The sequence below is a fragment of the Micromonospora sp. CA-248212 genome (assembly GCF_050948405.1).
GTDB lineage: Bacteria > Actinomycetota > Actinomycetes > Mycobacteriales > Micromonosporaceae > Micromonospora.
The window spans coordinates 1,207,378-1,230,600 of record NZ_CP192023.1 but is presented as its reverse complement, the minus strand read 5'-3'; the positions used below and the strand labels follow the sequence as shown (position 1 = coordinate 1,230,600).

General features: G+C 71.7%; 23 protein-coding genes. 8 read left to right on the top strand and 15 right to left on the bottom strand.

The genetic code is table 11. The annotated features are described in order from the left end of the window. Positions 1-5 precede the first annotated feature (5 nt). A complete protein-coding gene (locus ACQP03_RS05805; protein ID WP_357173024.1) occupies positions 6-1,112 on the bottom strand; it encodes an FAD-dependent monooxygenase in 1,107 nt (368 codons plus the stop codon). Positions 1,113-1,410: 298 nt separating this feature from the next. On the opposite strand from ACQP03_RS05805, the gene ACQP03_RS05800 reads away from it, so the two are divergent. Both ACQP03_RS05800 and ACQP03_RS05795 read left to right on the top strand, forming a co-directional pair. Beyond that, a complete protein-coding gene (locus ACQP03_RS05800) occupies positions 1,411-2,535 on the top strand; it encodes a GH12 family glycosyl hydrolase domain-containing protein (protein WP_357127709.1) in 1,125 nt (374 codons plus the stop codon). A gap of 155 nt (positions 2,536-2,690) precedes the next feature. Further along, positions 2,691-4,187 (top strand): SulP family inorganic anion transporter, encoded by a 1,497-nt coding sequence (locus tag ACQP03_RS05795; RefSeq protein WP_433460463.1) that lies wholly within the window; start codon positions 2,691-2,693, stop codon positions 4,185-4,187. 103 nt (positions 4,188-4,290) lie between these two features. Here the strand turns inward: ACQP03_RS05795 and ACQP03_RS05790 are convergent, their stop codons facing one another. The 3 genes from ACQP03_RS05790 to ACQP03_RS05780 form a co-directional block, all read right to left on the bottom strand. Beyond that, positions 4,291-5,256 (bottom strand): N-acetylmuramoyl-L-alanine amidase, encoded by a 966-nt coding sequence (locus ACQP03_RS05790; protein ID WP_357393650.1) that lies wholly within the window; start codon positions 5,254-5,256, stop codon positions 4,291-4,293. Then, the gene (locus tag ACQP03_RS05785; RefSeq protein ID WP_357173011.1) at positions 5,256-5,411 is read right to left on the bottom strand and encodes a hypothetical protein; all 156 of its coding nucleotides are present in this window, start codon (positions 5,409-5,411) and stop codon (positions 5,256-5,258) included. Before ACQP03_RS05785 ends, ACQP03_RS05790 begins: the two co-directional genes overlap by 1 nt. A gap of 126 nt (positions 5,412-5,537) precedes the next feature. Then, the gene (locus ACQP03_RS05780) at positions 5,538-6,326 is read right to left on the bottom strand and encodes an aldo/keto reductase (protein ID WP_433460461.1); all 789 of its coding nucleotides are present in this window, start codon (positions 6,324-6,326) and stop codon (positions 5,538-5,540) included. Positions 6,327-6,420: 94 nt separating this feature from the next. On the opposite strand from ACQP03_RS05780, the gene ACQP03_RS05775 reads away from it, so the two are divergent. Both ACQP03_RS05775 and ACQP03_RS05770 read left to right on the top strand, forming a co-directional pair. Then, positions 6,421-7,470 (top strand): DNA polymerase ligase N-terminal domain-containing protein, encoded by a 1,050-nt coding sequence (locus ACQP03_RS05775; protein WP_357173009.1) that lies wholly within the window; start codon positions 6,421-6,423, stop codon positions 7,468-7,470. Positions 7,471-7,484: 14 nt separating this feature from the next. After that, positions 7,485-8,675: a threonine synthase gene (locus ACQP03_RS05770; RefSeq protein ID WP_357173007.1), complete on the top strand. Its 1,191-nt coding sequence runs from the start codon at positions 7,485-7,487 to the stop codon at positions 8,673-8,675. Between the two features lie 40 nt (positions 8,676-8,715). On the opposite strand, the gene ACQP03_RS05765 is transcribed toward ACQP03_RS05770, so the two are convergent. The 4 genes from ACQP03_RS05765 to ACQP03_RS05750 all read right to left on the bottom strand — a co-directional run bounded on the left by ACQP03_RS05765 (position 8,716) and on the right by ACQP03_RS05750 (position 13,681). Beyond that, on the bottom strand, positions 8,716-10,065 hold the full coding sequence (locus tag ACQP03_RS05765) for a pectate lyase (protein WP_357127727.1): 1,350 nt from the start codon (positions 10,063-10,065) through the stop codon (positions 8,716-8,718). Between the two features lie 245 nt (positions 10,066-10,310). Beyond that, positions 10,311-12,107, bottom strand: coding sequence for a glycoside hydrolase family 15 protein (locus ACQP03_RS05760; protein WP_363660977.1), 1,797 nt, complete (start codon positions 12,105-12,107; stop codon positions 10,311-10,313). Positions 12,108-12,149: 42 nt separating this feature from the next. After that, positions 12,150-12,542: a cupin domain-containing protein gene (locus ACQP03_RS05755; protein WP_355051904.1), complete on the bottom strand. Its 393-nt coding sequence runs from the start codon at positions 12,540-12,542 to the stop codon at positions 12,150-12,152. Between the two features lie 245 nt (positions 12,543-12,787). Further along, positions 12,788-13,681, bottom strand: coding sequence for a sulfotransferase domain-containing protein (locus tag ACQP03_RS05750; protein ID WP_363660976.1), 894 nt, complete (start codon positions 13,679-13,681; stop codon positions 12,788-12,790). A gap of 119 nt (positions 13,682-13,800) precedes the next feature. Between ACQP03_RS05750 and ACQP03_RS05745 the strand changes: the two genes are divergently transcribed. Continuing rightward, positions 13,801-14,844 (top strand): beta family protein, encoded by a 1,044-nt coding sequence (locus tag ACQP03_RS05745; RefSeq protein WP_433460457.1) that lies wholly within the window; start codon positions 13,801-13,803, stop codon positions 14,842-14,844. A 6-nt stretch (positions 14,845-14,850) separates the two neighbouring features. On the opposite strand, the gene ACQP03_RS05740 is transcribed toward ACQP03_RS05745, so the two are convergent. After that, on the bottom strand, positions 14,851-15,132 hold the full coding sequence (locus tag ACQP03_RS05740) for an adhesin (RefSeq protein ID WP_357127739.1): 282 nt from the start codon (positions 15,130-15,132) through the stop codon (positions 14,851-14,853). A gap of 275 nt (positions 15,133-15,407) precedes the next feature. On the opposite strand from ACQP03_RS05740, the gene ACQP03_RS05735 reads away from it, so the two are divergent. Continuing rightward, the gene (locus tag ACQP03_RS05735; RefSeq protein WP_357127742.1) at positions 15,408-16,142 is read left to right on the top strand and encodes an MIP/aquaporin family protein; all 735 of its coding nucleotides are present in this window, start codon (positions 15,408-15,410) and stop codon (positions 16,140-16,142) included. 31 nt (positions 16,143-16,173) lie between these two features. Here the strand turns inward: ACQP03_RS05735 and ACQP03_RS05730 are convergent, their stop codons facing one another. The 3 genes from ACQP03_RS05730 to ACQP03_RS05720 form a co-directional block, all read right to left on the bottom strand. Beyond that, positions 16,174-16,497 carry a hypothetical protein gene (locus ACQP03_RS05730; RefSeq protein ID WP_357393640.1) on the bottom strand — a complete coding sequence of 108 codons (324 nt, stop codon included), beginning with the start codon at positions 16,495-16,497 and terminating at the stop codon, positions 16,174-16,176. An 86-nt stretch (positions 16,498-16,583) separates the two neighbouring features. Beyond that, complete coding sequence (locus ACQP03_RS05725; RefSeq protein ID WP_357127748.1) at positions 16,584-17,549, bottom strand: hypothetical protein; 966 nt, start codon at positions 17,547-17,549, stop codon at positions 16,584-16,586. Between the two features lie 176 nt (positions 17,550-17,725). After that, positions 17,726-18,319, bottom strand: coding sequence for a pentapeptide repeat-containing protein (locus ACQP03_RS05720; protein WP_357127751.1), 594 nt, complete (start codon positions 18,317-18,319; stop codon positions 17,726-17,728). Positions 18,320-18,402: 83 nt separating this feature from the next. On the opposite strand from ACQP03_RS05720, the gene ACQP03_RS05715 reads away from it, so the two are divergent. Continuing rightward, positions 18,403-19,635 carry a serine hydrolase domain-containing protein gene (locus ACQP03_RS05715; RefSeq protein WP_357127754.1) on the top strand — a complete coding sequence of 411 codons (1,233 nt, stop codon included), beginning with the start codon at positions 18,403-18,405 and terminating at the stop codon, positions 19,633-19,635. 45 nt (positions 19,636-19,680) lie between these two features. Here the strand turns inward: ACQP03_RS05715 and ACQP03_RS05710 are convergent, their stop codons facing one another. Next, the gene (locus tag ACQP03_RS05710) at positions 19,681-20,727 is read right to left on the bottom strand and encodes a hypothetical protein (protein ID WP_433460453.1); all 1,047 of its coding nucleotides are present in this window, start codon (positions 20,725-20,727) and stop codon (positions 19,681-19,683) included. 133 nt (positions 20,728-20,860) lie between these two features. On the opposite strand from ACQP03_RS05710, the gene ACQP03_RS05705 reads away from it, so the two are divergent. Beyond that, positions 20,861-21,502: an NAD(P)-dependent oxidoreductase gene (locus tag ACQP03_RS05705; RefSeq protein ID WP_357127760.1), complete on the top strand. Its 642-nt coding sequence runs from the start codon at positions 20,861-20,863 to the stop codon at positions 21,500-21,502. Between the two features lie 453 nt (positions 21,503-21,955). Here ACQP03_RS05705 and ACQP03_RS05700 read toward each other — a convergent pair whose 3' ends face one another. Both ACQP03_RS05700 and ACQP03_RS05695 read right to left on the bottom strand, forming a co-directional pair. Beyond that, on the bottom strand, positions 21,956-22,420 hold the full coding sequence (locus ACQP03_RS05700) for a PPOX class F420-dependent oxidoreductase (protein ID WP_357393636.1): 465 nt from the start codon (positions 22,418-22,420) through the stop codon (positions 21,956-21,958). A gap of 62 nt (positions 22,421-22,482) precedes the next feature. Then, positions 22,483-23,121: a DUF6642 family protein gene (locus ACQP03_RS05695; RefSeq protein WP_357127766.1), complete on the bottom strand. Its 639-nt coding sequence runs from the start codon at positions 23,119-23,121 to the stop codon at positions 22,483-22,485. Between the last annotated feature and the right edge of the window lie 102 nt (positions 23,122-23,223).

The following is a 23,223-nucleotide window of genomic DNA, read 5'->3' as shown; positions in this document are numbered from 1 at the left end:
CGGGCCTACAGCGGGCCGACCAGTAGCCGGTAGTGCTCCCCGAAGATCCGGCCGCCGCGTCCGCGCAGCAGCGGGTCGCGCAGCGCCGGCGGGACGTCCCGGGTCCGGTTGCGGTCCCGGGTCCGGTCGGCCACCCATCGGGTACGCGGGCGACGACGACTCTCGTACGCCATCAGCGCCGCCTCGACGCTGCCGGCCGCGCGCAGTGATTCGGCCAGCACCACGGCGTCCTCGAGGGCCATCGCCGCGCCCTGCGACAGGGTGGGCGCGGTGGCGTGGGCGGCGTCGCCGACCAGCAGCACCCTCCCCCGGTGCCAGCGACCCAGCTCGACCTCGTCGGTGATCCCGACGTCCACCCGGTCGAGTGTGTCGAGCACCTCGGGCACCGGGCCCCGGTAGTCGGCGAAGAGTTCCCGCAGCCGGGCCAGCGGGTCCGCGGGCGGCTCGGTGCCCACCTCGTCGGCGTAGCAGTGCAGCCGGCCCTCCCCGATCGGCACGAGCAGCAGGCCGCAGCGCTGCCCGAGCAGCGCGGTCCAGTCGGTGACGGCCGGACCGTCGCGCAGGACGGCCCGGTAGACGACGTGCCCGGCCGGGCGGGGTGGCCCGCCGAGCGCGGCCAGGGTCCGGACCGACGATCGCGGTCCGTCGGCGCCGATGACCAGGTCGTACTCGGTGCGGGTGCCGTCCGTGAAGGTGACGCCGACGGCGCCCGGCAGCAGCTCCAGGGTGCGGACCTCGGCGCCGTGGCGGACGGCGCCGCCGGCGCCGCTGAGCAGGACCCGGTGCAGGTCGCTCCGGGGCAGCGCCCGGCACTCCCCGACGCCGGCCCAGAGCGCGTCCAGGTCGACCTGGCAGAGCGGGGCCCCGAAGGCGTCGAAGAAGCGCTGCCGGTGGATCACCTGCCCGAGCGGGCGGACGGGATCGTGCAGGTCCAGCCGGTGCAGCGCGCGGGCGGCGTTGCCGGGTAGGTAGAGGCCGACATCGGTCGACTCTCCCGCCGGCAGCTTGTCGGTCACATCCGGCCGGAAGCCCGCCAGGCGCAGGGCCCGGGCCACGGCCAGGCCGGCGATGCCCGCGCCGACGATGAGGATGCGCAGGGGGGAGCTACGCATGGTGGTGTACGCCTCCGGAGGGGAACGGCACGCGTTGGAGGCAACACGCTACTCGGAGCGATCGACGCACACCAGAGCCGATCGGCCCGGCGCGAACCGCTCGCCGTCGGCCGCTGCCGCTGACCGGGAGGTGGGCTGACAGCCGACCGGAGGGGCATGGCAATCCTCACAATTCGCCAGTTTGACGCATGCGGTTGCGCCACAGTTTCAGACATGTAAATGTGTCGTTGAGCGTGGGAGCGCTCCCGCACCACCCCACCACAGCCGGCGCCCAGCTTGCGCCGAGTCAAGGAGCGTCATGAAGCGTCACCTTCGAGCCCTGGCCGCCGCCGGGCTGCTGCTCACCAGTTCCCTCGTGGCCGTGGCCTTCGGCGGCAGCGCCTCCGCCGACACCCTGATCTGCGAGCAGTACGGCTCCACCGTGATCCAGGGCCGCTACGTGGTGCAGAACAACCGGTGGGGCACGACCGCCCAGCAGTGCATCAACGCCACCAGCAACGGCTTCGAGATCACCACGCTGAACGGCAGCAGCCCCACCAATGGCGCGCCCACGGCGTACCCCTCGATCTTCTTCGGCTGTCACTACACCAACTGCTCCCCCGGCACGAACCTGCCGATCCAGGTGTCGCAGATCAGCAGCGCCACCAGCAGCATCAGCTACCGGTACGTGAGCGGCGCGACCTACAACGCCTCGTACGACATCTGGCTGGACCCGTCACCCAAGCGGGACGGCGTGAACCAGATGGAGATCATGATCTGGCTCAACCGCCAGGGCCCGATCCAGCCCATCGGCTCGGTGGTCGGCACGACGAACCTGGCCGGCCGGACCTGGGAGGTCTGGCGCGGCAGCAACGGCTCCAACAACGTCATCTCGTACGTCGCGCAGTCCACGACCTCCAGCCTGAACTTCAGCGTCATGGACTTCGTCAACGACACCCGCAACCGGGGCGCGATCACGAACTCCTGGTACCTGACGAGCATCCAGGCCGGCTTCGAGCCGTGGCAGGGCGGCGTCGGGCTCGCGGTGACCTCGTTCTCGGCCAACGTCAACGGCGGCGGCAACCCCACCAACCCGCCGCCGACCACCCCGCCGCCGGGCGGCACCTCGGGCTGCGCGGTCAAGTACACGGCCAACTCGTGGAACAACGGCTTCACCGCCGACGTGCAGATCACCAACACCGGGTCCAGCGCGATCAACGGCTGGACGCTGAACTACAACCTGCCCGGCGGGCAGACGGTCACCAACGCCTGGAACGCGACGGTCAGCCAGAGCGGATCCGCGGTGACCGCCCGAAACGTGAGCCACAACGGGTCGCTCGCCCCCGGCGGCACGGCCAGCTTCGGCTACCAGGGGACGCTGAACGGGTCGTACTCGTCCCCGAGCAGCTTCTCGCTGAACGGCAGGAGCTGTACGCGTAACTGAGTCGACGGCACAACGGCGGGGCGCGACCGAGCGGTCGCGCCCCGTTCGTGTCCCGGGTGAAAGAATCACGCTTAACTATGCATTAATATTATCTCGGTAGCTTTCGCAAGATGTCGACTTTAGCGTCATTTCGACACGATATCCCCTCGTCGATCGTGGTCTTCCTGATCGCCATCCCGTTGTCCCTGGGCATCGCCGCCGCCTCCGGAGCACCGCTGCTGGCCGGACTGATCGCCGCCGTCGTGGGCGGGGTGGTCGCCGGCGCGCTCAGCGGAGCGCCGCTTCAAGTCAGCGGACCAGCGGCCGGGCTCACCGTGATCGTCGCGGGCACCATCGCCGAGTTCGGTTTCGCTGGCACCGCCGCGATCGTGACCGTCGCCGGACTGCTGCAGATCCTGCTGGGCATCACCCGCCTCGGGCGGGCCGCGCTCGCGCTGTCGCCAACCGTCGTACACGGAATGTTGGCCGGCATCGGCCTGGTCATCGCGTTGAGCCAGGTGCACGTCGCGCTCGGCGGCGCGCCCCAGAGCTCCGCGTGGGCGAACCTACGTGACCTGCCCGGCCAGGTCGCCGACCACCACAGCGTGTCCGTGCTGCTCGGCGCGCTGACCATCGGGCTGTTGCTGGTCTGGTCCCGGCTGGTCAAGACCACCATGCTGCCGGCGACCCTGGTGGCGGTGGTGGTCACCACCGTGGTGGCGACGGTCCTCGGCGCCGACGTGGAGCGGGTGAATCTGCCCGCCAACCCCTTGAACGCGCTCGCCCTCCCCCGCTGGCCCGACTCGCCGCCGTGGGAGGTCCTCCCGGCAGTCGTCACCATCGCCCTGGTGGCGAGCGTGGAGTCTCTTCTCTCGGCGGTGGCCGTCGACCGCATGCACCACGGCCCACGCGCGAACCTCGATCGGGAGCTCATCGCCCAGGGCGCCGCGAACGCCGTGTCCGGAACGCTCGGCGGCCTCCCGGTGACCGGCGTCATCGTGCGCAGCTCGGCCAACGTCGCCGCCGGGGCACGCACCCGGGCGTCGGCCATCCTGCACGGCGTCTGGATCGCCGGGTTCGTGCTGGCCGGCTCCGCGCTGCTGGAGATGATCCCGATGGCCGCCCTCGCCGCCGTTCTCGTGGTGGTCGGCCTGCGGTTGGTGAGCCTCGCCCAGATCCGTACGTACGCCCGACACCGGGAGCTGCCCATCTACGTGGTCACCGCGCTCGGCGTGGCCGCGACGGACCTGCTGATCGGGGTCGGGCTGGGCATGGCGACGGCCGCGCTGTTCATGTTGTGGCGGTTGGCCCGCTGCGACATCCACGTCAGCGAGCCGAACCCCGGCGCCTGGCACGTGTCGATTACCGGAACGCTCGCCTTCGTCGCCTGCGGACGGCTCACCCGCCGACTCACCGCCCTGCCCCCGGGGCAGCACGTCGACGTCGAGCTGCACCTCGACTATCTCGACCACGGCGCCTACCAGACCATCCGCGACTGGCAGGTGTCCTACACACGGTCCGGTGGCAGCGCGCAGGTCAGCGAGGTGCACGGCTCGTGGCTCCATCGGGCGGGCACCGACGGGCTCGGCACCGGCAAACGCACCGCTCTCTGCGTGACTCGGGGTCGTCGGTCTGCGGAGGCGCAGGGGCCGACCCCGCACCCGTCGGGGTGATGGTCCACTCGGGATCCTTGACGTCGGGGCATCCTCGTACGAGGGACACCCCGACATCCGGGAAGTCGAGTCGATCAAGCCGGGGCGGGGCGCGTCACGCGGGTCAGACCCGGGTGAGGCGTACGGCGTCGGCGATGACCAGGCCCGTCGCGTTGCTCCAGCGACTCACCGCCACCCGGTTGGCGTCTCCGGCGGGCAGGGTGAACGTACCGAGAACGCGCCACTGCCCGCCGGTCGCCCGCTGGTCGACGTAGACCGTGCGGTTGCCGGTGGTGGTGGCGACGATGTACGGGGTGGCGCTGTTGTAGCCGCTGTTCGTCGGCCACCACGCGTCCACCCGGTAGTTGCCGGTCGCCGGAACGTTGAACCGGTACCAGGCCGGGTCGCTGGCCGCGACGGGATCGGCGTAGCGGTAGTCGGCGCCGTACCGCTGGGTGGAGAACGTCGACACACCCCAGCTGGCGCTGGCCGTGAAGCGACCCGAGGTCGTGTTGTCCACGATCGACGACCAGGCCGTGCTCCCGCCGGCCATCTTCGCGGCGACGTCGGCCCGCATCACGTTCAGGTCGATGAAGGACGGGTCGATCTTGCCGGTGGTGCTGGTCTCCCGGTGACCGCGGGCATAGCTGCTGTCCCGACCCAGCCGGGTGAGCACGGCGGCCGTGGCGGCGATCGACGCGTTGTACTGCGCGGTCGTCATCTGCTGGTCGACGCCGTTGTAGTCGATCTCCCACCCGATCATCAGGGTGTTGCCGTCACCCGCGGGGATGGGTCCGCTGCCGCCGCTGACGCCGGCGTGGTTACAGCGGCCGGCGGAGATCACGTGGAAGACGCCGTTGTAGTCGACGAGGGCCTGACAGAGCGGGCCGGCCAGGTCGGAGCGACCGTTGATGCAGATGCCCAGCGCCGGGTGCGGGTTGCTGGCGCTGGAGGTCGAGGCGGTGTGGTGCCAGAGCACCCCGATCGGGTCGAAGGAGCCGGGGCGCATCCGGTTGAGCCAGTCGCCCTCGACGACGACCTGGACCCCGGCGGCGCGCAGCACGTCCACGAGCCACGGGATGGTCGCCATCAGGAGTCCTGCAGCAGGTCGGCCAGGCACTCGACCTTCGGCGCGGCGCTCGCCGGTGCGGGTCGGACGGCGAGGGTGGTCAGCGCGGCGGCCACCAGGGCGGGGATGCCGAGCACCCCACGACGGCGCAGACGAATGGACGGTGGTCGGGCCATGGCGATCCTCCAGCTGAGGCGGGTGGGGAACGGATCGATGGACGTGATGACGGCACGCTATACCGTCACACGCGTCAATGTCGATACCCTTCACCTGCCACCCGAAGCCTGAAGGATTCCGCCGACTCAGGCGTCGCCGAGCGCGTCGATGTCGCGCATCTCCTCCGCCGTCAGCGAGAAGTGGAAGACGTCGAAGTTGGCGGTGATCCGCTCCGGCGTCACCGACTTGGGGATCACCACGATCTCGTGGTCGATGTGCCACCGCAGCACCACCTGCGCCGGCGAGACGCCGTGCGCCGCGGCGATCCTGGTCAGCACCGGATCGCTGAGATCGCTGGCCTTGAACGGGCTGTACCCCTCCAGCACGACGCCCCGGTCCCGGTGCTCGGCGTGCCGCTGCCGGTCGTACAGCGCGGGACTCCACCGGATCTGGTTGACCGCCGGGTTCTCCTCGGTCGACTGGATCAGCTCATCGATCTCGCTCGTGCTGTAGTTGCTGACCCCGACGGCCCGCGTCAGGTTCTCGTCCCGGGCGGCCAGCAACTCCCGCCACAGCGGGATGCTGTCGGCCGCCGACGACGGCGGCCAGTGGATCAACCAGAGGTCCACCTGGTCGACGCCGAGCGCCTCGAGGCTGGCCCCCAGGGTCTCGCGCTCCCGGCCGATCCGGTCCGGCGGCAGCTTCGTGGTGAGGAAGATGTCCTCCCGACGCAGCCCGCTCTCCCGGACCGCCCGACCCACCTCCCGCTCGTTGCCGTACACGGTGGCGGTGTCGAGGTGCCGGTAGCCGGTGTCGAGCGCGGCCAGCACGGCGTCGTAGCCCGCCTGGCCGGTGGCCTGCCAGGTGCCGAAGCCGAGCAGGGGCATTCGCACGTCACCCGGAAGGAGGGCGGTGGGCTGGTCACGGAGGTCCATGAAGTCCGTTTTACCCCGCCTCATGCCCGGCCGCCGAGCGAATCGGACACTCCGGCGGCCCGCACAAGGGCCCGTTTTGCCGGAGAATGCGGGTGTGACGGACCGGCTGGACGAGTACCGACGCCGGCGCGACGCGGCCCGCACCCCGGAACCCGTGCCGCGGGCGACGCCCCGGCCGGCCGGTGACGACGGCGACCGCGCCCGCTTCGTCATCCAGCAGCACCACGCCCGTAGCCTGCACTGGGACCTGCGGTTGGAGCACGAGGGCGTGCTCGCGTCCTGGGCGGTGCCGCGCGGCCTGCCCCGCGACCCGGGCCGCAACCACCTCGCCGTCCATACCGAGGACCACCCGATGGAGTACCTCGACTTCGCCGGCGAGATCCCGGCCGGCGAGTACGGGGGCGGCCGGATGATCATCCACGACCGGGGCACGTACCGCTGCGAGAAGTGGCGCGACGACGAGGTCATCGTGACGCTCTCCGGCGCGCGCACCGAGGGCCGGTACGCGCTGTTCGCCACCGGCGGCCGGGACTGGATGATCCGCCGCACCGATCCCGCGCCGCCGGGCTGGACGCCGATGCCCGAACTGGTCCGCCCGATGCACGCCACCCCCGCCGCCGGGCTGCCGCGCGACGCCGGCAAATGGGGGTACGAGCTGCGTTGGGACGGGGTACGCGCGGTGGCGTACGTCTCCGGCGGGCGGCTACGGCTGCTCTCCGAGACCGACGAGGAGATCACCGGCGGGTACCCGTGGCTGCGCGCGATGGCCGAGGCCCTGGCGCCGACCGAGGCGGTGCTCGACGGCGTGCTGGTGCGCATCGACGGATCGGGCCGGGTGCGTCCGGCACGCCCGACCAGCGGGGGCCGGGTGCCGACCGGCGCGCAGTTCCTGCTCGTCGACCTGCTGTGGTTGGAGGGTGTGAGCAGCGTCGACGTCCCGTACGCGCAACGCCGCGAACTGCTCGATGGGCTGGCGTTGGCCGGTACGCACTGGCAGACTCCGCCGTGGTTCTCCGGTGCCGGCGACGAGGCCCTGCGCACCGGGCGGGAGCAGGGGCTGCCCGGTGTGGTCGCCAAGCGGCTCGACTCGGTCTACGAGCCGGGCGTACGCAGTCGGCGCTGGTTGAGTGTCGACGCGGCCTGACGGCGAGGAGCGACGTGTACCTGACCCACCTGGACTGCCCGCGCTGCGGCTTGGAGTACGCCGCCGACGAGGTACAGAACCTCTGCGACTGTGGTTCGCCGCTGCTGGCCCGGTACGACCTGCCGGCGGTCGCGAAGGCGGTCACCCCGGAGCGCTTCGGCCTGCGCCCAGCCGACCTGTGGCGGTACCGGGAGCTGCTGCCGGTCGCCGACCCCCGGCACGTCACCACGCTCGGCGAGGGTTGGACGCCGCTGCTGCGCGCTCCCTCGTACGGTGCCGAGATCGGCATCGCGGATTTGATGGTCAAGGACGAAGGGCTGATCCCGACCGGCTCGTTCAAGGCGCGGGGCGCGGCGGTCGGCGTGAGCCGGGCCCGCGAGCTGGGCATCAAGCGGATCGCGATGCCCACCAACGGCAACGCCGGGTCGGCCTGGGCAACCTACGCGGCGCGCGCCGGAATGGGCGCCACGATCGTCATGCCGCTGGCGGCGCCGACCATCTGCCGGCGCGAGTGCGTGGCCGCCGGCGCCGACCTGCGCCTGGTGGACGGGCTGATCAGCGACGCCGGCCGGCGGGTGGCCGAGCTGGTCGCCGAGTCGGACGGCGCGATCTTCGACGCCGGCACGCTGCGCGAGCCCTACCGGCTCGAGGGCAAGAAGACGATGGGGTACGAGATCGTCGAGCAGCTCGGCTGGCAGGCGCCCGACGTGATCATCTATCCGACGGGTGGCGGGGTCGGCCTGATCGGCATCCACAAGGCGCTGCACGAGATGCGCGAGCTGGGCTGGGTCGGCGACAAGCTGCCCCGGCTGGTGGCGGTGCAGTCGACCGGCTGCGCGCCGATCGTGCGGGCCTTCGCCGCCGGTGAGTCCCGGGCCCGCCCGTGGGCGGACGCGCACACGGTGGCGTTCGGCATCACCGTGCCGTCGCCGCTGGGTGACGAGCTGATCCTGGCGGCGCTGCGGGCATCAGCCGGCACCGCCGTCGCCGTCGACGACGCCGAGATCCTGACCGACCTGCGGGACTTCGCGGCCCGGGAAGGGCTGCTGCTCTGCCCGGAGGGCGCGGCCTGCCTGACCGCCGCGCGCCAGCTACGCGCCGGTGGCTGGATTCGGGCCGGGGAACGGGTGGTGGTGCTCAACACCGGCGCGGGGTTGAAGTATCCGGAGACGGTCGACGTCTCCGGCGTACCCGTGCTGGCCTGAGCCGGCATCCCGCGCGGCGCGGGATGCCGGCGTGCCGCGCCTACCGGTAGGTGATGTCGGACGGCGAGTAGAGGCAGTTGACGCCGTCGGCGCCCTCACCGATCTTGGTCGGTTCGCTGCCCTTGGGTACGCCCTTGTACTTGACGCAGATCGAGGTCTCCCGGTCCGGGTCGCCGACGATGGTGACGCGGCTGAAGCGGGCGGTGTCGCCCCAGTTGGTGTTGATGCCGGCGATCGTGTCGGTGTCGCGGACGACCACGTTGTCGATCACCACGTGCCGCTGGTACGACGTGGAGCAGTTGCCGCAGGCCCGGTAGAGCTTCCCGGAGTTCTCCACCCGGAAGTTCCTGATGTAGACAGTGCCCGCGCCGTTGTGCTGGAAGACCTTGTCGCTGGCCGACCGCGCCCCGCCGCCGTCGACCGTGTACGTGGTCCCGCCCCGGAAGGTGGCGGCGTCCTCGCCCACGTCCTCCCACCAGACGTTGACCAGGGTGCAGTCGCCCTCGCAGTGCACGCCGTCACCGGCCGGCGCGCCGATGATCACGTTGCGCAGGGTGGCGCCGGCGGCCAGCTCGAACATCGGGTCCTGACTCTCGCTCTGCCCACCGTCGCCGATGCCGTAGTAGCGCCTCAGCCCGCCGTCGAAGGTGCCGGACACCGGGATCGTGGCGTCCACCTTCTGGCTGCCGGTCGGCGTCGGCCACCCGGAGGGTGGTGGGGCGGTCGGGCTCGACGTGGTGGGCGGCGTGCTGGTGGCCGGCGGTGTGGTCGGGGCGCCGCCGCCGGAGGAGTCGACGACCACGTCGTCGAAGCCGCCGCTGGCGTACGCGGTGACCAGCCCGATCCGCCCGGCGCCGGCCAGGCTGTTGCTGCCGGAGGCGATCTGCGCGCCGTTGACGAAGCCGCGGATGGTGCTGCCGATGACCTCGACACGCAGGGTGTACCAGGTGCCGGTGGTGACGCCGAGCGGGGCGGAGCCGATCGCCGTGACGCTGCTGCCGTTGACGGCCTGGAGTTCGGCCCGGCCGGAGCCGAGCAGGGCGAGGCGATACATCCTGGTGCTGCTGGTGGAGCGGGCGGCGAGCCCGACCAGAGCGCTGGACGAGCCGAAGCTCACCGGCCGGACGCGGGCCTGCACGGCGTAGTCGGTCCACCCGGTGTCGCCGGCGAACTGCCGGGCCAGTTCACTGCCCGTGTTGGACTGCTGGAACACGCCCGCGCCGTCGACCGTCCAGGTGCCACCGGACTTGGACCAGCCGGAGGCGTCGCCGTCGCTGAAGGTGTCGGTGAAGATGGTGGCCGCGAAGGCCGAGGTCATGCTGGCGGCGAGGGCCGCCACGGTCACGCCGGCGCACACCGCCAGCACCAGTGGTCGTCGTCTCCTGTGCACGGTTGTCCTCCTTGACGCGGGTGGTGGTGATCCCGGGACACGGACGCGCGGGGACGTGCCGGCACGGCGCGCTGACGCGAGAGCGGGATCGGTGTGCCCCGTCGGACGCCCGGATCCGACAGCGGGGTGAAGCGGGACGAAAGCCGTGGGAAAGGGCTTTCCCGTCTCTCCGAGGCTAGGACTACGCACATATCAGCGTCAATGCCTGACGCTTGCAGGTCTGTTGCAGGATTTCGGCGCGGGATTCAGAAGCTGTTCGGCTCGGTCAGCCGCCAGGCCGCGTTGATCAGCCCGATGTGGGAGAGCGCCTGCGGCATGTTGCCGAGCTGCGCCCCGGTGGTCAGGTCGATCTGCTCGCTGAACAGGCCCACGTCGTTGGCGCGACCCACCACGCGCTCGAACAGCTCCTCGGCCCGCTGCGGCTCACCCGCCATCACCAGGCACTCCACCAGCCAGAACGAGCACAGCAGGAAGCCGGCCGGGTCGCTCGTCCAGCGCCGGACCAGCCCGTCCTCCGTGCCCAGCTCACGCTCCACCATCGCGATGGTCGAGCGCATCCGGGGGTCGGTGGCCGGCAGGAAGTGCGCCACCGGCAGGGCGAGCACCGAGGCGTCCAGCTCCGCCGAGCCGAACGAGCCGGTGAACGCGCCGATCCGGTCGTTCCAGCCTTCGCGCAGCACCGTCTCGCGGATCTCGTCACGGACGCCGGCCCAGCGACGCGGGTCGGCCCGCTCACCCAACCGGTCGGCGAGCCCCACCGCCCGATCCATGGCCAACCAGCAGGAGACCTTCGAGGAGAGGTAGTGCCGTTCCTCGTCCCGGGTCTCCCAGATGCCCCGGTCCGGCAGGTGCCAGGTCGCCGCCACCTGCTCGGTCAGCCCGAGCACCATCTCCCGCAGCTCCGACTCGAACGTCGTGCCGAGGTAATCGCGCAGTCGCCACACCGCCGACAGCACCTCACCCGGCACGTCGAGCTGCCGCTGCTTCCAGGCGTCGTTGCCGATGCGCACCGGGCGACTGTCGCGGTATCCGCGCAGGTGATTGCAGTGGTGCTCGGAGAGGTCACGCTCGCCCTCCAACCCGAAGAGCACCGGCACCGGCTCGTCGCCGAACTGGCCGATCGACCGGGACACCCAGGCGAACAGTCGCGACGCCTCGTCCGGACAGGCGGCCACCCAGAGTGCCCGCATCGTCAACGAGAAGTCCCGCAACCAGGAGTACCGGTAGTCGTAGTTACGGTCGCCGCCGATCCGCTCCGGCAACGAACTGGTCAGCGCCGCCGCCACCGCGCCACTGCGGGCGTACGTGAGACCGGCCAACACGGTCGCGCTGTGCCGCACCAGCTCCGGGTGCCGGCCCGAGTACGTGTGCGTCTCCCGGAACGCCTCCCAGGCCCGGGTCGTGTCGGCGAGGGCGGCCAGCGGGTCCATCTGGACCGGTGGTTTGCCGTACGTCTGCCCGAACGCCACGTCGATCCCCACCACCTGGCCGGAGGAGACCTCGAACTCGTGGGTCACCCGGTCCCGGCCAGCCCGCAGCGGCATGCCCCCGGCCCGCAACACCAGCACCACCGGGCCGGCGCCGGCCACCACCGCGCCGCCGGGCCGCTCGTGCAGGTACGGCGTGAGCAGGCCGTACTCCGGGCGGGGGGCGAAGTCCAGCGCCATCCTGACCCGCCCGGTGAGGCCCTCGACCACGCGCACGAGTACGGCGGGCGAGTTCACGCCCAACTCGTGCGCGCGGGCACCGGGCTCGGCGGCCAGCGCGTCCGTCACCGAGACGCTGCCGTGCGGCGTGTGGTGCACCGTCCGCAGGATGAGCGTGTCCGGCCGGTAGGCGCGCTCGACCCGGTAACCGGGGCCACCGGCACCGACCGGCGCCAACCGGAAGTGCCCACCGTCCGGGTCGAGCAACCTGCCGAAGACGGAGGCGCCGTCGAACCGGTGCGGACACCACCAGTCGATCGAGCCGTCGACGCCGACCAGCGCGCCGGAACGGGAGTCCGAGAGGAACCCGTAGTCGGAGATCGGCGGCTGTGTCACCAGCCGCGCGTACCCGGATCGGCCCGATTCAGGCCGACGCCGTCACGCGGTCGGCGGTTCGTCCTCGCCGGCCTCCTCGGCCCGGTCGGCCTCCTCCTTGGTGTGGTGCACCGCCTGGTCGGCGTGCTCCGGAGGGCCGTAGACGGTGTAGAGCACCAGCGGATTCGGACCGGTGTTGACGAAGTTGTGCTTCGTGCCGGACGGCACGACGACCAGGTCACCCGCGACGACCTCCCGCTTCTCGCCGGCGACCCGGGCCTCGCCCGTCCCGCTGACGAACGTCAGGATCTGGTCGATGCCCTCGTGCACCTCCTCGCCGATCTCCCCGCCCGGCGGAATCGTCATGATCACCAACTGGGTGTGCTCGCCGGTCCACAGCACCCGCCGGAAGTCCGGGCTCTTCTCGGCGACGGTCGCGATCGTGAAATGCTCCATGGCCCGCTCATACCCCGTTCGGTCCCGCGTCACGCCGGGACTGGCGGATGGTGGAATTCCCCACGGTCGGCAGGTTTGGATCCGCGCCGAGCGGGGATCGACAACGCTGACCGGCGCGAACGGCCGGTCGAGCCAGGTCCCCGCTGGCGTACCGCCGAACGGCTGCGGTGGTGGGAGACGGCCAGAGCGCGGCGACGTTGCGACCACGATCGCAGCGGCGCCGCGCGCTCGTTTGCGCGTACGACTCAGGTGTCGCGGTGCAGCCAGGCGAGCAGGTCGGGCGGGGCCAACCCCCGCGCCCGCCGCTCGTAGCGGGCCAGCGCGGCCGCGTCGAGCAGATCACGCCCCTGCCCCGAGCCGCCGCGACGGAAGAACGCCTGGCGGTCCCGCAACACGCCGAGCGTGTCCGGGGCGAGTTGGTCGGCGCGCTCGCGCATCCGGTCGAACGTGGCCGCCTCGACCAACGCGGGCCACCGTCCGGCGGGCACCTCGACACCCCAGCGGTCGGCCAGCAGTCGCATCTGTGCGCCCAGGTCGGCGCGGAGGTCGTCGTAGTGCACCAGCGCGATGTTCGGCTCGTGCCGACGGGCCCAGGCGTCCCGCAGGTGCCCGAACACCCCGGGCAGCGAGTCCAGCTCGACGCGCGGGTCGACCTCGTGGTCGACCCAGCTCGCCAGCCACTGCCCGAGCGGTGGACGGACACGCGGCGGTCCCGCCGGCGCGGGTTGGCCGGTCAGCTCCGCGACTCGGGTCCGGTCCAGGTTTCCCGCTTGGTGGTAGAGGGAGACGGCCATGTCCAGTGGATGCCGCGCCACCACCACATAGTGCGCCCGGGGGTCGAGCGGTACCCCGTCCAGCGGGGAGTGCGTCTTGATGAACCGGCGGTGCGACTGCGCGGCCAACCGCTCGTACACCACGTCCCGCGGCTCGCCCAACCAGTCCAGCCAGGGCGACAACTCGGACAGCGGCGCCGGCAGCTCCGGAGTGCCCAGCACCAGCAGCGCGCAGATCATCTGCATCCAGGTGGTGCCGCTCTTGGAGCGGGTGCTGATCACGATGTCGCCATCGCGGAACGGGAAGCCGAGCCAGCGGGCGCTGTCCTCGTCGGTGGAGCGGTAACGGTACGGCGACGCGGACATCGGGCGAGCGTAGTCGCCGAACCGACAGCCGGACAGCGGATTTTCGGTACCAGAAAGTGTGGAGGCATGCGAATGCCTGACTAGATTGAAGTATGGTGCCCGCCCACGGGGGCCGGGCAGTGGCGCCGGTCTACCGCCCCATCCTCACCAGCCGCCGACGCGGTGAGCTGGAAGCCCTGACCCACCTCGATCTCGCGGCCGCCCCGCTCGTCGCGCCGATCCTGGTGGTCAACGCCGTCGACCGTTCCACGAGGGACGGTCTGCGCCGACTGCCGGCCGGCCTGCTGCCGGCCGTCGACGTGACCGCCCAACCCGACTCGGTCGATACGGAGCTGGCCCGGTGGGGCGTACCGCTGATGCCTGTCATCGGCCTCGCGGAGAGTGAGCGGCGGCTCGTCGCGCACGGCGCGGCGGCTCGGGCGTACACCCGGCGGGCGCTGGTGCGGGTGCGGGCCGCGCACGACCGGGCGGGCCCGGACGCGGACACGACCGCCGTCGAGCGGATCTGGCGGTACACCGGCCTCGCGCCGGAGGAGTGCGACCTGCTGGTGGACGCGGGTGACGTCTGCTGCCCGGCGGACGTACGGGTGGCGGAGCCCCGGGTACGGCGGCTGCTGGACTGGGCCCGTCGCCACGCCTGGCGCTCGGCGACGGTGGCGGCGGGCGGCATGCCGCCGACGCTGTCCCGGCTGCCCGCCGACGAGCCGGTACGGCTGGAACGCTGGGACTGGCAGCTCTGGCAGCGGCTGGTCGACCTCGGAGTCGACTACGGCGACTACGGCGTCGGTCCGGCGCTACCCGACGCGGGCGACCCCGGCGACCGGCTACCCACCGTGCGGTACACCGCCGACGACGGCTGGTGGGTCTACCGCTGGTCGCGCCGGGGCGGCCGGGGCGACGACCGCTTCGCCGACCTCTGCCGGACGCTGGTGACGGCACCACACTGGTCGAGCGTCGGCGCGGCGTTCTCCTGGGGCGACCACGAGCTGCTACGCCGGGCACGGCGAGGTGCCGGGGCCGGGTCCGCCGCCAACTGGACGGCGTGGAGCACGTCGCACCATGTGGCGCACGTGCTCGCCGCACTGCTGCGACCCGACGACCCCGGCCGGTCGGGTTGGGACTCCCGGCCGGGGCCACCGCAGCGGGGGCGATCGCCCCGGTGAGAGCCCCTACTGCTGCTCGGTGAAGCCGAACTGGATGATGCCCTCGTCGTCGACCGTGGCGTCCACCGAGGCGTCGCCGAGCAGGTCGGCGGCGTCCGGGTCGAGGAAGATCCGTGCGCCCTGGTTGTCGACGACCTGGTCACCCTGCTCCGGCTCGGGCACCAGCTCAACGGTGAGCGATCCGGCGTCGGCGTCGGCGGCGATCCGCACGCCACCGTCCTGGGCCACGTCCTGCTGGTTGGCGAGGTCACGGATGACGAGCACGGCGTTGTCGGTCATGGTGAGCATTGGTGGAACTCCTCGTGGTTTCTCGGCTCGCGGCCTGATGTCACGCAGAGGCGGACAAACGACCCGCGTACGAGCACGCGTGGGAGGCGACGGGAGGTACGGACGGTCATCGCCGTCGCGTCGAATCGGGGCGGCTGACGGGCCCCTTCCCAGCCCACGGTGCCCGTTACCGAGCGATACGTCAAATAGAGCCGGATCAGTCCCGCTCTCGCTTCCGCGCTGGTCACGGCCCTGATTTGCCCACCAGCGAGCGGAACTATCCTTACGCTGAGTAAATGATGGATGACGCCCGCCGTGCGGCTGCCGAATTCCTCGGCACGCTGCTGCTGGTCTTCTTCGGCGTAGGCGCCGCCGTCGCCGCGCGGGTCCAGGGGGGCGTCGTGGTCGTCGCGCTGGCCTTCGGGTTCGTCATGCTGGCCCTCGTCTACACGATCGGCCCGCTCTCCGGCAGTCACGTCAATCCGGCGGTGACGCTCGGCGTCCTGCTCTCCGGCAAGATTTCGGTGATCGGCGCAGTCGCCTACTGGATCGCGCAGTTCGCCGGGGCGACCGTGGCCGGCTTCCTGCTCTGGGCACTGACCCGGTGGGGTGACGTCGCGGACCAGACCGGGGCGCTGGGCTCGAACGGGTACGGCGCCCACATCAACCGAGGTGGCGCGGCCGTACTGGAGATCGTGCTGACCTTCCTCTTCGTCCTGGTCGTGCTCGTCGTGACCAGTCGCAGCGAGAACCCCGGCATCGCGGGGGTTGCCATCGGTCTGGCCCTGGCCACGACCCAACTCGTCGGCGTGACGCTGACCGGCGCGGCGGTCAACCCGGCCCGCGCCTTCGGTCCGGCCGTCTTCGAGGGCGGGGTGGCGCTCCGCCAACTCTGGGTGTTCATCGTCTTTCCGCTGCTCGGCGGAGCGCTCGCCGCGTTGGTGGCCCCGCTGGTGATGGGCGGGCAACGGCACTACTGGGGCGGCCACGAACGAGGGCTCGGCCGACCGGGACATCGCGAAGGGCAATAAGCCTCGTCACCTGCTGAGAGCAGGACGCGGGTCAGGCGGGGCGGTTCGGTGTGGGGGGTACCGCCGCGGGATCACCGCGCTCGATGAGCGCGGCGATCTCGGCGGCATGCAGCCCGCGGAGCGTCAACACCTGGGTGCCCCACCGGTGCAGCCGGCACGGGTGAGGGCTGGCGTCGTTGCGACAGACCACCCCACCGGACCAGCGCCGGGGCGCGTGTACCACCACCGCGCGTACCGCGAACTGGGCATCCTCGCCCGTCACGTACGGCGGCAGGGGGATGTCGCGGAGCACCTCCGGCTCGTCGAGGCCGGGAGAAACGGCAGGACGGACGCGGTGGGCGGTACTGCTGCTCATCTGCGCTGCCTCCACAATGGAAGGTGGACGGGGACAGCAGAAAGTTACGTCCTCACCGACGGAGGGCGACGGACAAACTGTCCCGCTCAGCGCAGCGCGACGGCTTGCAGGCCGACGTTCCCGCAGTGCTCGGTGTAGACCTTCTCGACCGTCCAGCTCACCACCAGCCGGGCGTCCTTCGGCGCCGCGAACCGGATGACGAACTGGGCGCTCTGACTGGTGTACGGGTCCTCCAGGCGCAGGGTGCTGACCGGCCCGCCCGTCGACAACCGCACGTCGAGCCGACCGCGCGCCATCCAGATTCCGGCGTACACCTGGACCGTGCGCGGCGCATCGCTGCCGACGACGGTCAGGCTGAACCCGTTGCCCACACCGCAGGTGTAGACACCGTCGGAGGTGCCCCGGTCCCACCGGTCGGGCGCGCCGTCGGACCAGCGGACCACCTCCTGGTTGCCGTCCCAGCCGATCCGGCGACCCTTCCCGCCCCCGTCGACGATCTCCCCGGAGCCGGACTGCTTGCGGACCGTCGAGTTGCCGCCGCGCTGCCCCCAGTGCATCCAGTCCCGGGTGCCCACGGCCGTCAGGTCGACCTCGGCGGGCACCTCGGCGCGGGTCAGCGACAGCAGCGGCGCGGCCGGCTTCGCCGACTCGGGGGCCGGTGGGCTGGTCGACGGGGTCGGTTCGGGTGAGGGTGGCCGCTGCCGGGGCCGCAGACCCGGCAGCGCCGGGCCGGCCTCGCTGGTACGTCCGTCCGCGCCCGGCAGGCCCGTCGGACGGGCGGCGCCGGCGGGCACGCCGCCCGGGCCGCCGACCGTCGCGTCGCCCGAATCGGGACCGGACCGCGTGCCGAGGTACGCCACGAGCACCACGAGACAGACGACCGCGCCGACCCCTTCCAGTGCCCAGCGCCGCCGCTGCCGGGCGCGGGCGAGCCGGCGCAGCGCTCGGTGGCCCAGTCCGGCCGCGGCAGATCGCGGCCGGTGCGACGCGGGTCGAGCGGCCGACTCGTCCCCGACCCGCGAACCATCCCGCGTACGGTCCTCGTCCGCCACCGACTCCTCCACGTTGCCGCCCGACCGCCACCGCACGTGACGGATCGACCGTCCACTGTGGGTCGTTCACGATTGCACCGGCGTGGTCGACACGCTAAATCGGGACAGCATGACGTGTCCAGTCCGGATCGGGACGGTATGGGACGGCCGGCTCACCCTCCGGTGGTCACCCCGGCTCAGCCGATGCGGAAGCCGAGCGCCTGCGCGATGACGAGAGCCTGCTCGACGTCCACGAGCGCGCCGGCCCGCTCGACCGACGTCGGGTCGAGCGCGGTGAGATCACTGCGCCGCAGGTCGGCGCCGCCGAGGCGGCAGCGCTGAAGTTGCGCTCCGGAGAGGTCGACGCCGGTCACGGTGGCCCCGGTGAGGTTCGCGCCGGTCAGGTCGGCCTCGCGCATCCGCACGTCGCTCAGTCGGACAGCGCGCAGGTCCGCGCCGGGCAGCGCGACGAACGACCAGTCACCGCCGTCGACGCGTAACGGGCGCAGCTCGCACTGGACGAAGGTGCTGCCCACCAGCTTGCAGCCGGTGAACTCGGCCTCGAAGAAGTTGCAGCGCTTGAAGACACAGCGGGTGAACGCCGAGTCGAGGTGCCGGGACGCGTTGAACCGTACGTTGCCGAACGTGCATCCGGTGAAGACCGCGCCCCGGGTGACCGCCTCGGTCAAATCCACGTCGAAGAACTCGCAGGCGACGAACTGCCGGTCGGTCAACTCCTCGCCGTACCAGTCCTCGTGGCGGAAGGTCACGTCCTCGGTCAACTCCGGCATCCGGCCAGGCTAGTGCCGCCGACCGACACCACCGGGGAGCCGCCCCTTCCGGTAGCGGCGTACCGGCGAGTAGTTTCGGCGGCGTGAGTGTGGCGCGGAGCAAGGACCCGGATGAGATCGGCTTCGACCCGGAACGGCTGGCCCGGATCGACGAACACTTCGGCAGGTACGTCGACGACGGCCGGCTCGCCGGCTGGCAGGTGGTGGTCACCCGCCGCGGCGAGGTGGCGCACTCCTCGACGTACGGCCTGCGGGACCGCGAGTCGGGTGCGCCGGTCGGGGCGGACACGCTCTGGCGCATCTACTCGATGACCAAGCCGATCACCTCGGTCGCGGCGATGATGCTGTGGGAGGAGGGTCGCTTCGAGCTGACCGACGAGATCAGCCGCTGGTTGCCCGAGTTCGCCGACCTGCGGGTCTACTCGAAGGGCTCGACGCTCAAGCCGTACACGGTGCCGGCGACCGAGCCGATCCGGGTCTGGCACCTGCTCACCCACACGGCCGGCCTGACGTACGGCTTCATGCAGACGTCGGTGGTCGACGGGCTCTACCGGGCCGCCGGCTACGACATGTACCCGCCGCCCGGCGTCGACCTGGCCACGGCCTGCGCGGCCTTCGCCGAGTTCCCCCTGCTCTTCGAGCCCGGCACGGCCTGGGGTTACTCGGTCGCCACCGACGTGCTCGGTCGACTGGTCGAGGTGGTCTCCGGGCAGAGCCTCGATGCCTTCTTCGCCGACCGGATCTTCGCCCCGCTGGGCATGACGGACAGCCGCTGGTGGGTCGAGGGCGACGAGGCCGAACGACTGGCCGCGCTCTACGCGCCGGATCCGCGCAGCGGGCAGGCGTTCCGCTACGACCGGCTCGGCGCCCTGGCGCACCACAAGCCCGGCCTGCTCTCCGGTGGCGGCGGCCTGATCTCCAGCGCCGCCGACTACCACCGCTTCACCCAGATGCTGCTGCGCGGCGGCGAGTTGGACGGCGTACGTCTGCTCGGGCCACGCACGGTGCGTTTCATGGCCCGCAACCACCTGCCCGGCGGGCAGGACCTGGGCACCCTGTCCACCGGCGGCTTCGCCGAGAGCACCCTGGACGGGGTCGGCTTCGGCCTCGGCTTCGCGGTCGTCGAGGACCCGGTCCCGAGCCGGGTGCCGAGCAGCGTCGGCGAGTACTACTGGGGCGGGGTCGCCAGCACCGCGTTCTGGGTGGACCCGACCGAGGAGATCACCGCGCTGCTCTTCACCCAGCTCCTGCCGTCGAGCACCTATCCCCTCCGCTCCCAGCTGCGCCAACTCGTCTACTCCGCGCTCATCGACTGAGGGGTGGGGTCCGTCGCCCACGGCTGACGGACCCCACACCGCAGCTCAGCCGAGCTGCTGGGCCTGGATCGCGCGGATCTTCGCCGGCTTGCTGACGGAGAGGTTCGAGATCAGGTACGCCCGCACGCTGCCGTCGGGGAACACCGCCCACAGGTCGGCCACGCCGTCGGCGTTCAGGTCGGCGGCGAGGAGGCTGCTGACTGCCACGCCGGTGTTCCAGCCCGAGGCGAGCCGGTACTGGGTGTAGGCGAGCGCGCCGGTCCCGTCGCCGTTGTCGGTCATCGTCACGCCCTGCCACAGGTACAGGTCGCCGGTAGTGGCGTTGCGCAGGACCAGGGCCACGCCCGAAGCCAACTCGGTGCTGGCCAGGGTCCAGTTCTGCCAGTCGCTGCCGCCGGTCGGGGTGGCGGTGTTCAACGCCACCCGGAGGTAGAGGCCCACCGCCCAGGCGTTCGGGTAGTAGGCCAGTCGGTAACCGTTCGTCGTGTCGCCGACGATCCCGACCAGGTCAGGGATGTAGTCGCCGACGCCGTCCGCCACGTACCCGCTGACGAGCTGGATCGGGGAGTTGCCGTAGTCGTCGGCCAGGAATTCGCGCGCGAGGCTGACCGAGGCGCTGTAGGGCTTTGCCATCGTTCCGTCGCCGACACCCTTGATGATGACGCCGCCACCGGCGTTGTCGCCGCCCGGGTAGTAGGCCAGGAAGTCCTGGTTCGCGGTGCCCCAGAAGGTGCCGGTGATCATCTGGGCGCCGTCGAAGTCGGCCGGCGATTCATTGCCGGTGACGCCGTTGCCGTAGATACCGATGTTCACCGCTGGGACCTTCACCCGGCCGGTGCCGACGCCGGTGGTCGCGTTGATCCGGCCCCGCGCCGTCCAGACACCGGAGTCGAGGCCCGTCGTGGTGCCGCCGGCGGTCACCAGGTCCGGTACGCCGTCACCGTTGAGGTCCTTGTCGACCGGGCCGGTGACGGCGGTGGTCGGCGTGTGGACCGGTGCGGCCTGGGCCGGCAGGGCCGGGACGACGGCGAGCGCCAGGGTGGCAGGCACCGTCCAGGCGAGCAGCCGGCGACGGGCGGAGAGGTGCTTCATGGATTCCCCGTTCAGTCAATGGATCTTGTTTGGCTCACCGTAGTGGGCCCATGCCAGTCGGTCGCTCCCCTGAACGCCCGGCCGGGTTCGTCATAACGGCATCTCCGGGGCGAGCCGGCCCTAGCCTGGGCTGGTGAGCACCATCGTCGTGTTTGGCGCGGGCGGCACCGCCGGGTCGCGGATCGCCGCCGAGGCCGTCGACCGGGGACACCGGGTGATCGCCGCGGTCCGTCGCCCGGAGGCGACCTCGTACCTGCCGGACGGGGTACGGACGGTCACCGGCGACGCCACCAGCGAGCGCAGTGTCCGGGAGTTGGCGCCGGACGCGGACGCGCTGGTGGTGGCGATCGGCGGCGGCGAGCGCGGGCTCTGGCGCACGGCCGCCGAGACCCTGGTGACCGCCCTGCGGCCCATGCCGGCCGCGCCCCGGATCATCCATCTGGGTGGCGGGTCCACCCTGCTCACCCCGCGCGGCACCCGCTTCCTCGACGAGCCCGACTTCCCCGAGCAGTACCGGGACTCGGCGATGGGCCAGGCCGACGCTCTGGACTACTACCGCAGCTCCGCCGACGGGGTGCGCTGGACCTACGTCTCGCCGCCGCCGCTGGAGTTCCACCCCGGCGACCGCACCGGGCACTACCGCACGGGCACCGACGAGCCGGTCACCGATGACCAGGGCCGGTCGGTGCTCACCTACGAGGACCTCGCGGTAGCGATCGTCGACGAGATCGAGCAGCCCCAACACATGAACGCGCGCTTCACCGCCGCGTACTGACCGGCACGGCGGTCGGCGGTCGGCGCTCGGCGCTCGGCGCTCGGCGGTCGGCGGTCGGGCCGACCTCCCCCTCAGCCCCTGTCGAGCTGCTCCAGATATGGGGCAGACGCAGCGAGATGCGGAAGAACAGCTTGCGGTAGACAGCGCCGCACCCCCGCACCCCCGCACCCCCGCACCCCCGCACCCGCACCCGCACCCGCACCCGGCGGATCGAACGGCACCGTCGTCGCCCGCCGCCCCACATCCGGGGCAGCTCGACAGCGCCCCACCCCTGCACGGCCAACCCACCACGACGACCGCCCGCCCCACATCCGGGGCAACTCGACAGCGCCCCACCCCTGGACGGCCAACCCACACCACCGCGACCGCCCCACCACCACCGCCGCCCCACATCCGGGGCAGCTCGACAGCGGACGAACAGCTGGCGGGTACGGACGCGTTCGAAGCGCGCGCTCAGTCGGCGAGGCGGGCCGGGAAACCGCCGGTGGCGATCGGACCCCAGGTATCAATGGTCACTCGGATCAGCGACTTGCCCTGGCGCACCATTGCCGCCCGGTAGTCGTCCCAGTCCGGGTGCTCGCCGGAGATGCTGCGGAAGTACTCGACCAACGGCTCCAGCGCCTCGGGCAGGTCCAGCACCTCGGCCGTGCCGTCGATCTGCACCCACGGGCCGTTCCAGTCGTCGGAGAGGACGCACGCCGAAACCCGGGGGTCGCGGCGGATGTTGGTCACCTTCGCCCGCTCGGGGTACGTGGACACCACCAGGCGACCCTCGCCGTCGATGCCGGCCGAGACCGGGGAGGACTGCGGCCGGCCGTCGGCTCGGGTGGTCATCAGCACGACGCGGTGTCGCGGCCGGAGGAAGTCGAGCAGGGTGTCCCGGTCGACCCGGGTGTTCTTCGCGATGCTGCGTGCCATCACTCGTTCCTACCAGGCCGGCGGCGGGTCCGCGGGCGGTGGGGGTCAGCGGGCGGTGGAGGTCAGCGCGGGTCGGCGGCGGTCCGGTGCACCGCCTGGGTGGGCACGCGAGGCCGACCGGCCGGGCGCCACGCCCGGCCGTTGGCATAGATCACCCGAAAGCCGAGGTACGAGGCGAGTGGCGCCCAGTGCGCGGAGCCCATCCGCAGTTCGGCGGCGTTGTGCCGCTGCCCGTTGGCCAGCACGTCGAGCAGGACGGTTTCGAAGGCGGCCGATTCAACCCAGTCGACGTCCCGGGTGAAACCGCAGATCAGGGCGGCGCCGGTGACCTCCAGGAACTCGCGCAGCACCGCGTCCGACGCGCGCAGCACCGAGCAACTGCCGAAGTAGAGCCGCCGCCCCTCACAGCGGCCGGCCATCAACTCGGCCACCTCGTTCAGCTCCACCGACTGCCAGTCGGTGAGGCAGAGCCGGCTCGGCTCACCGTGCATGGCGAAGAAGCCGACCCGGTGATCGGCGTACTGCTTGAGCAGCCAGCGGTCCAGGAAGTAGAACAACTCGTCGCGGGTGGCGGCGTCCTTGTGGATGAAGCGGATCTTGCCTAGTCGCTCCAGCAGTTCGAGGGTGGGCAGCACGGAACCGCGTTCGTTGAGGTCACGGTGCCACTGACCCTCGACACAGAAGACGCCACCGCGTGCCACGCGCACCTCCGCCAGTTCGCCACCCGGGCCTGACGTTACCGCCCGCCCAGTGGAGTGGAACATCACCCTGGGTGCGACTGAATGCGACGTTCGGTGCCGTTC

Coding starts and splice junctions, on each gene's coding strand:
- ACQP03_RS05755 (WP_355051904.1), bottom strand. CDS start 12,542: ATGGAGCATTTCACGATCGCGACCGTCGCCGAGAAGAGCCCGGACTTC.
- ACQP03_RS05750 (WP_363660976.1), bottom strand. CDS start 13,681: ATGTCCGCGTCGCCGTACCGTTACCGCTCCACCGACGAGGACAGCGCC.
- ACQP03_RS05710 (WP_433460453.1), bottom strand. CDS start 20,727: ATGAAGCACCTCTCCGCCCGTCGCCGGCTGCTCGCCTGGACGGTGCCT.
- ACQP03_RS05800 (WP_357127709.1), top strand. CDS start 1,411: ATGAAGCGTCACCTTCGAGCCCTGGCCGCCGCCGGGCTGCTGCTCACC.
- ACQP03_RS05790 (WP_357393650.1), bottom strand. CDS start 5,256: ATGGCGACCATCCCGTGGCTCGTGGACGTGCTGCGCGCCGCCGGGGTC.
- ACQP03_RS05740 (WP_357127739.1), bottom strand. CDS start 15,132: ATGCTCACCATGACCGACAACGCCGTGCTCGTCATCCGTGACCTCGCC.
- ACQP03_RS05700 (WP_357393636.1), bottom strand. CDS start 22,420: ATGGCACGCAGCATCGCGAAGAACACCCGGGTCGACCGGGACACCCTG.
- ACQP03_RS05735 (WP_357127742.1), top strand. CDS start 15,408: ATGATGGATGACGCCCGCCGTGCGGCTGCCGAATTCCTCGGCACGCTG.
- ACQP03_RS05780 (WP_433460461.1), bottom strand. CDS start 6,326: ATGGACCTCCGTGACCAGCCCACCGCCCTCCTTCCGGGTGACGTGCGA.
- ACQP03_RS05720 (WP_357127751.1), bottom strand. CDS start 18,319: ATGCCGGAGTTGACCGAGGACGTGACCTTCCGCCACGAGGACTGGTAC.
- ACQP03_RS05805 (WP_357173024.1), bottom strand. CDS start 1,112: ATGCGTAGCTCCCCCCTGCGCATCCTCATCGTCGGCGCGGGCATCGCC.
- ACQP03_RS05730 (WP_357393640.1), bottom strand. CDS start 16,497: ATGAGCAGCAGTACCGCCCACCGCGTCCGTCCTGCCGTTTCTCCCGGC.
- ACQP03_RS05785 (WP_357173011.1), bottom strand. CDS start 5,411: ATGGCCCGACCACCGTCCATTCGTCTGCGCCGTCGTGGGGTGCTCGGC.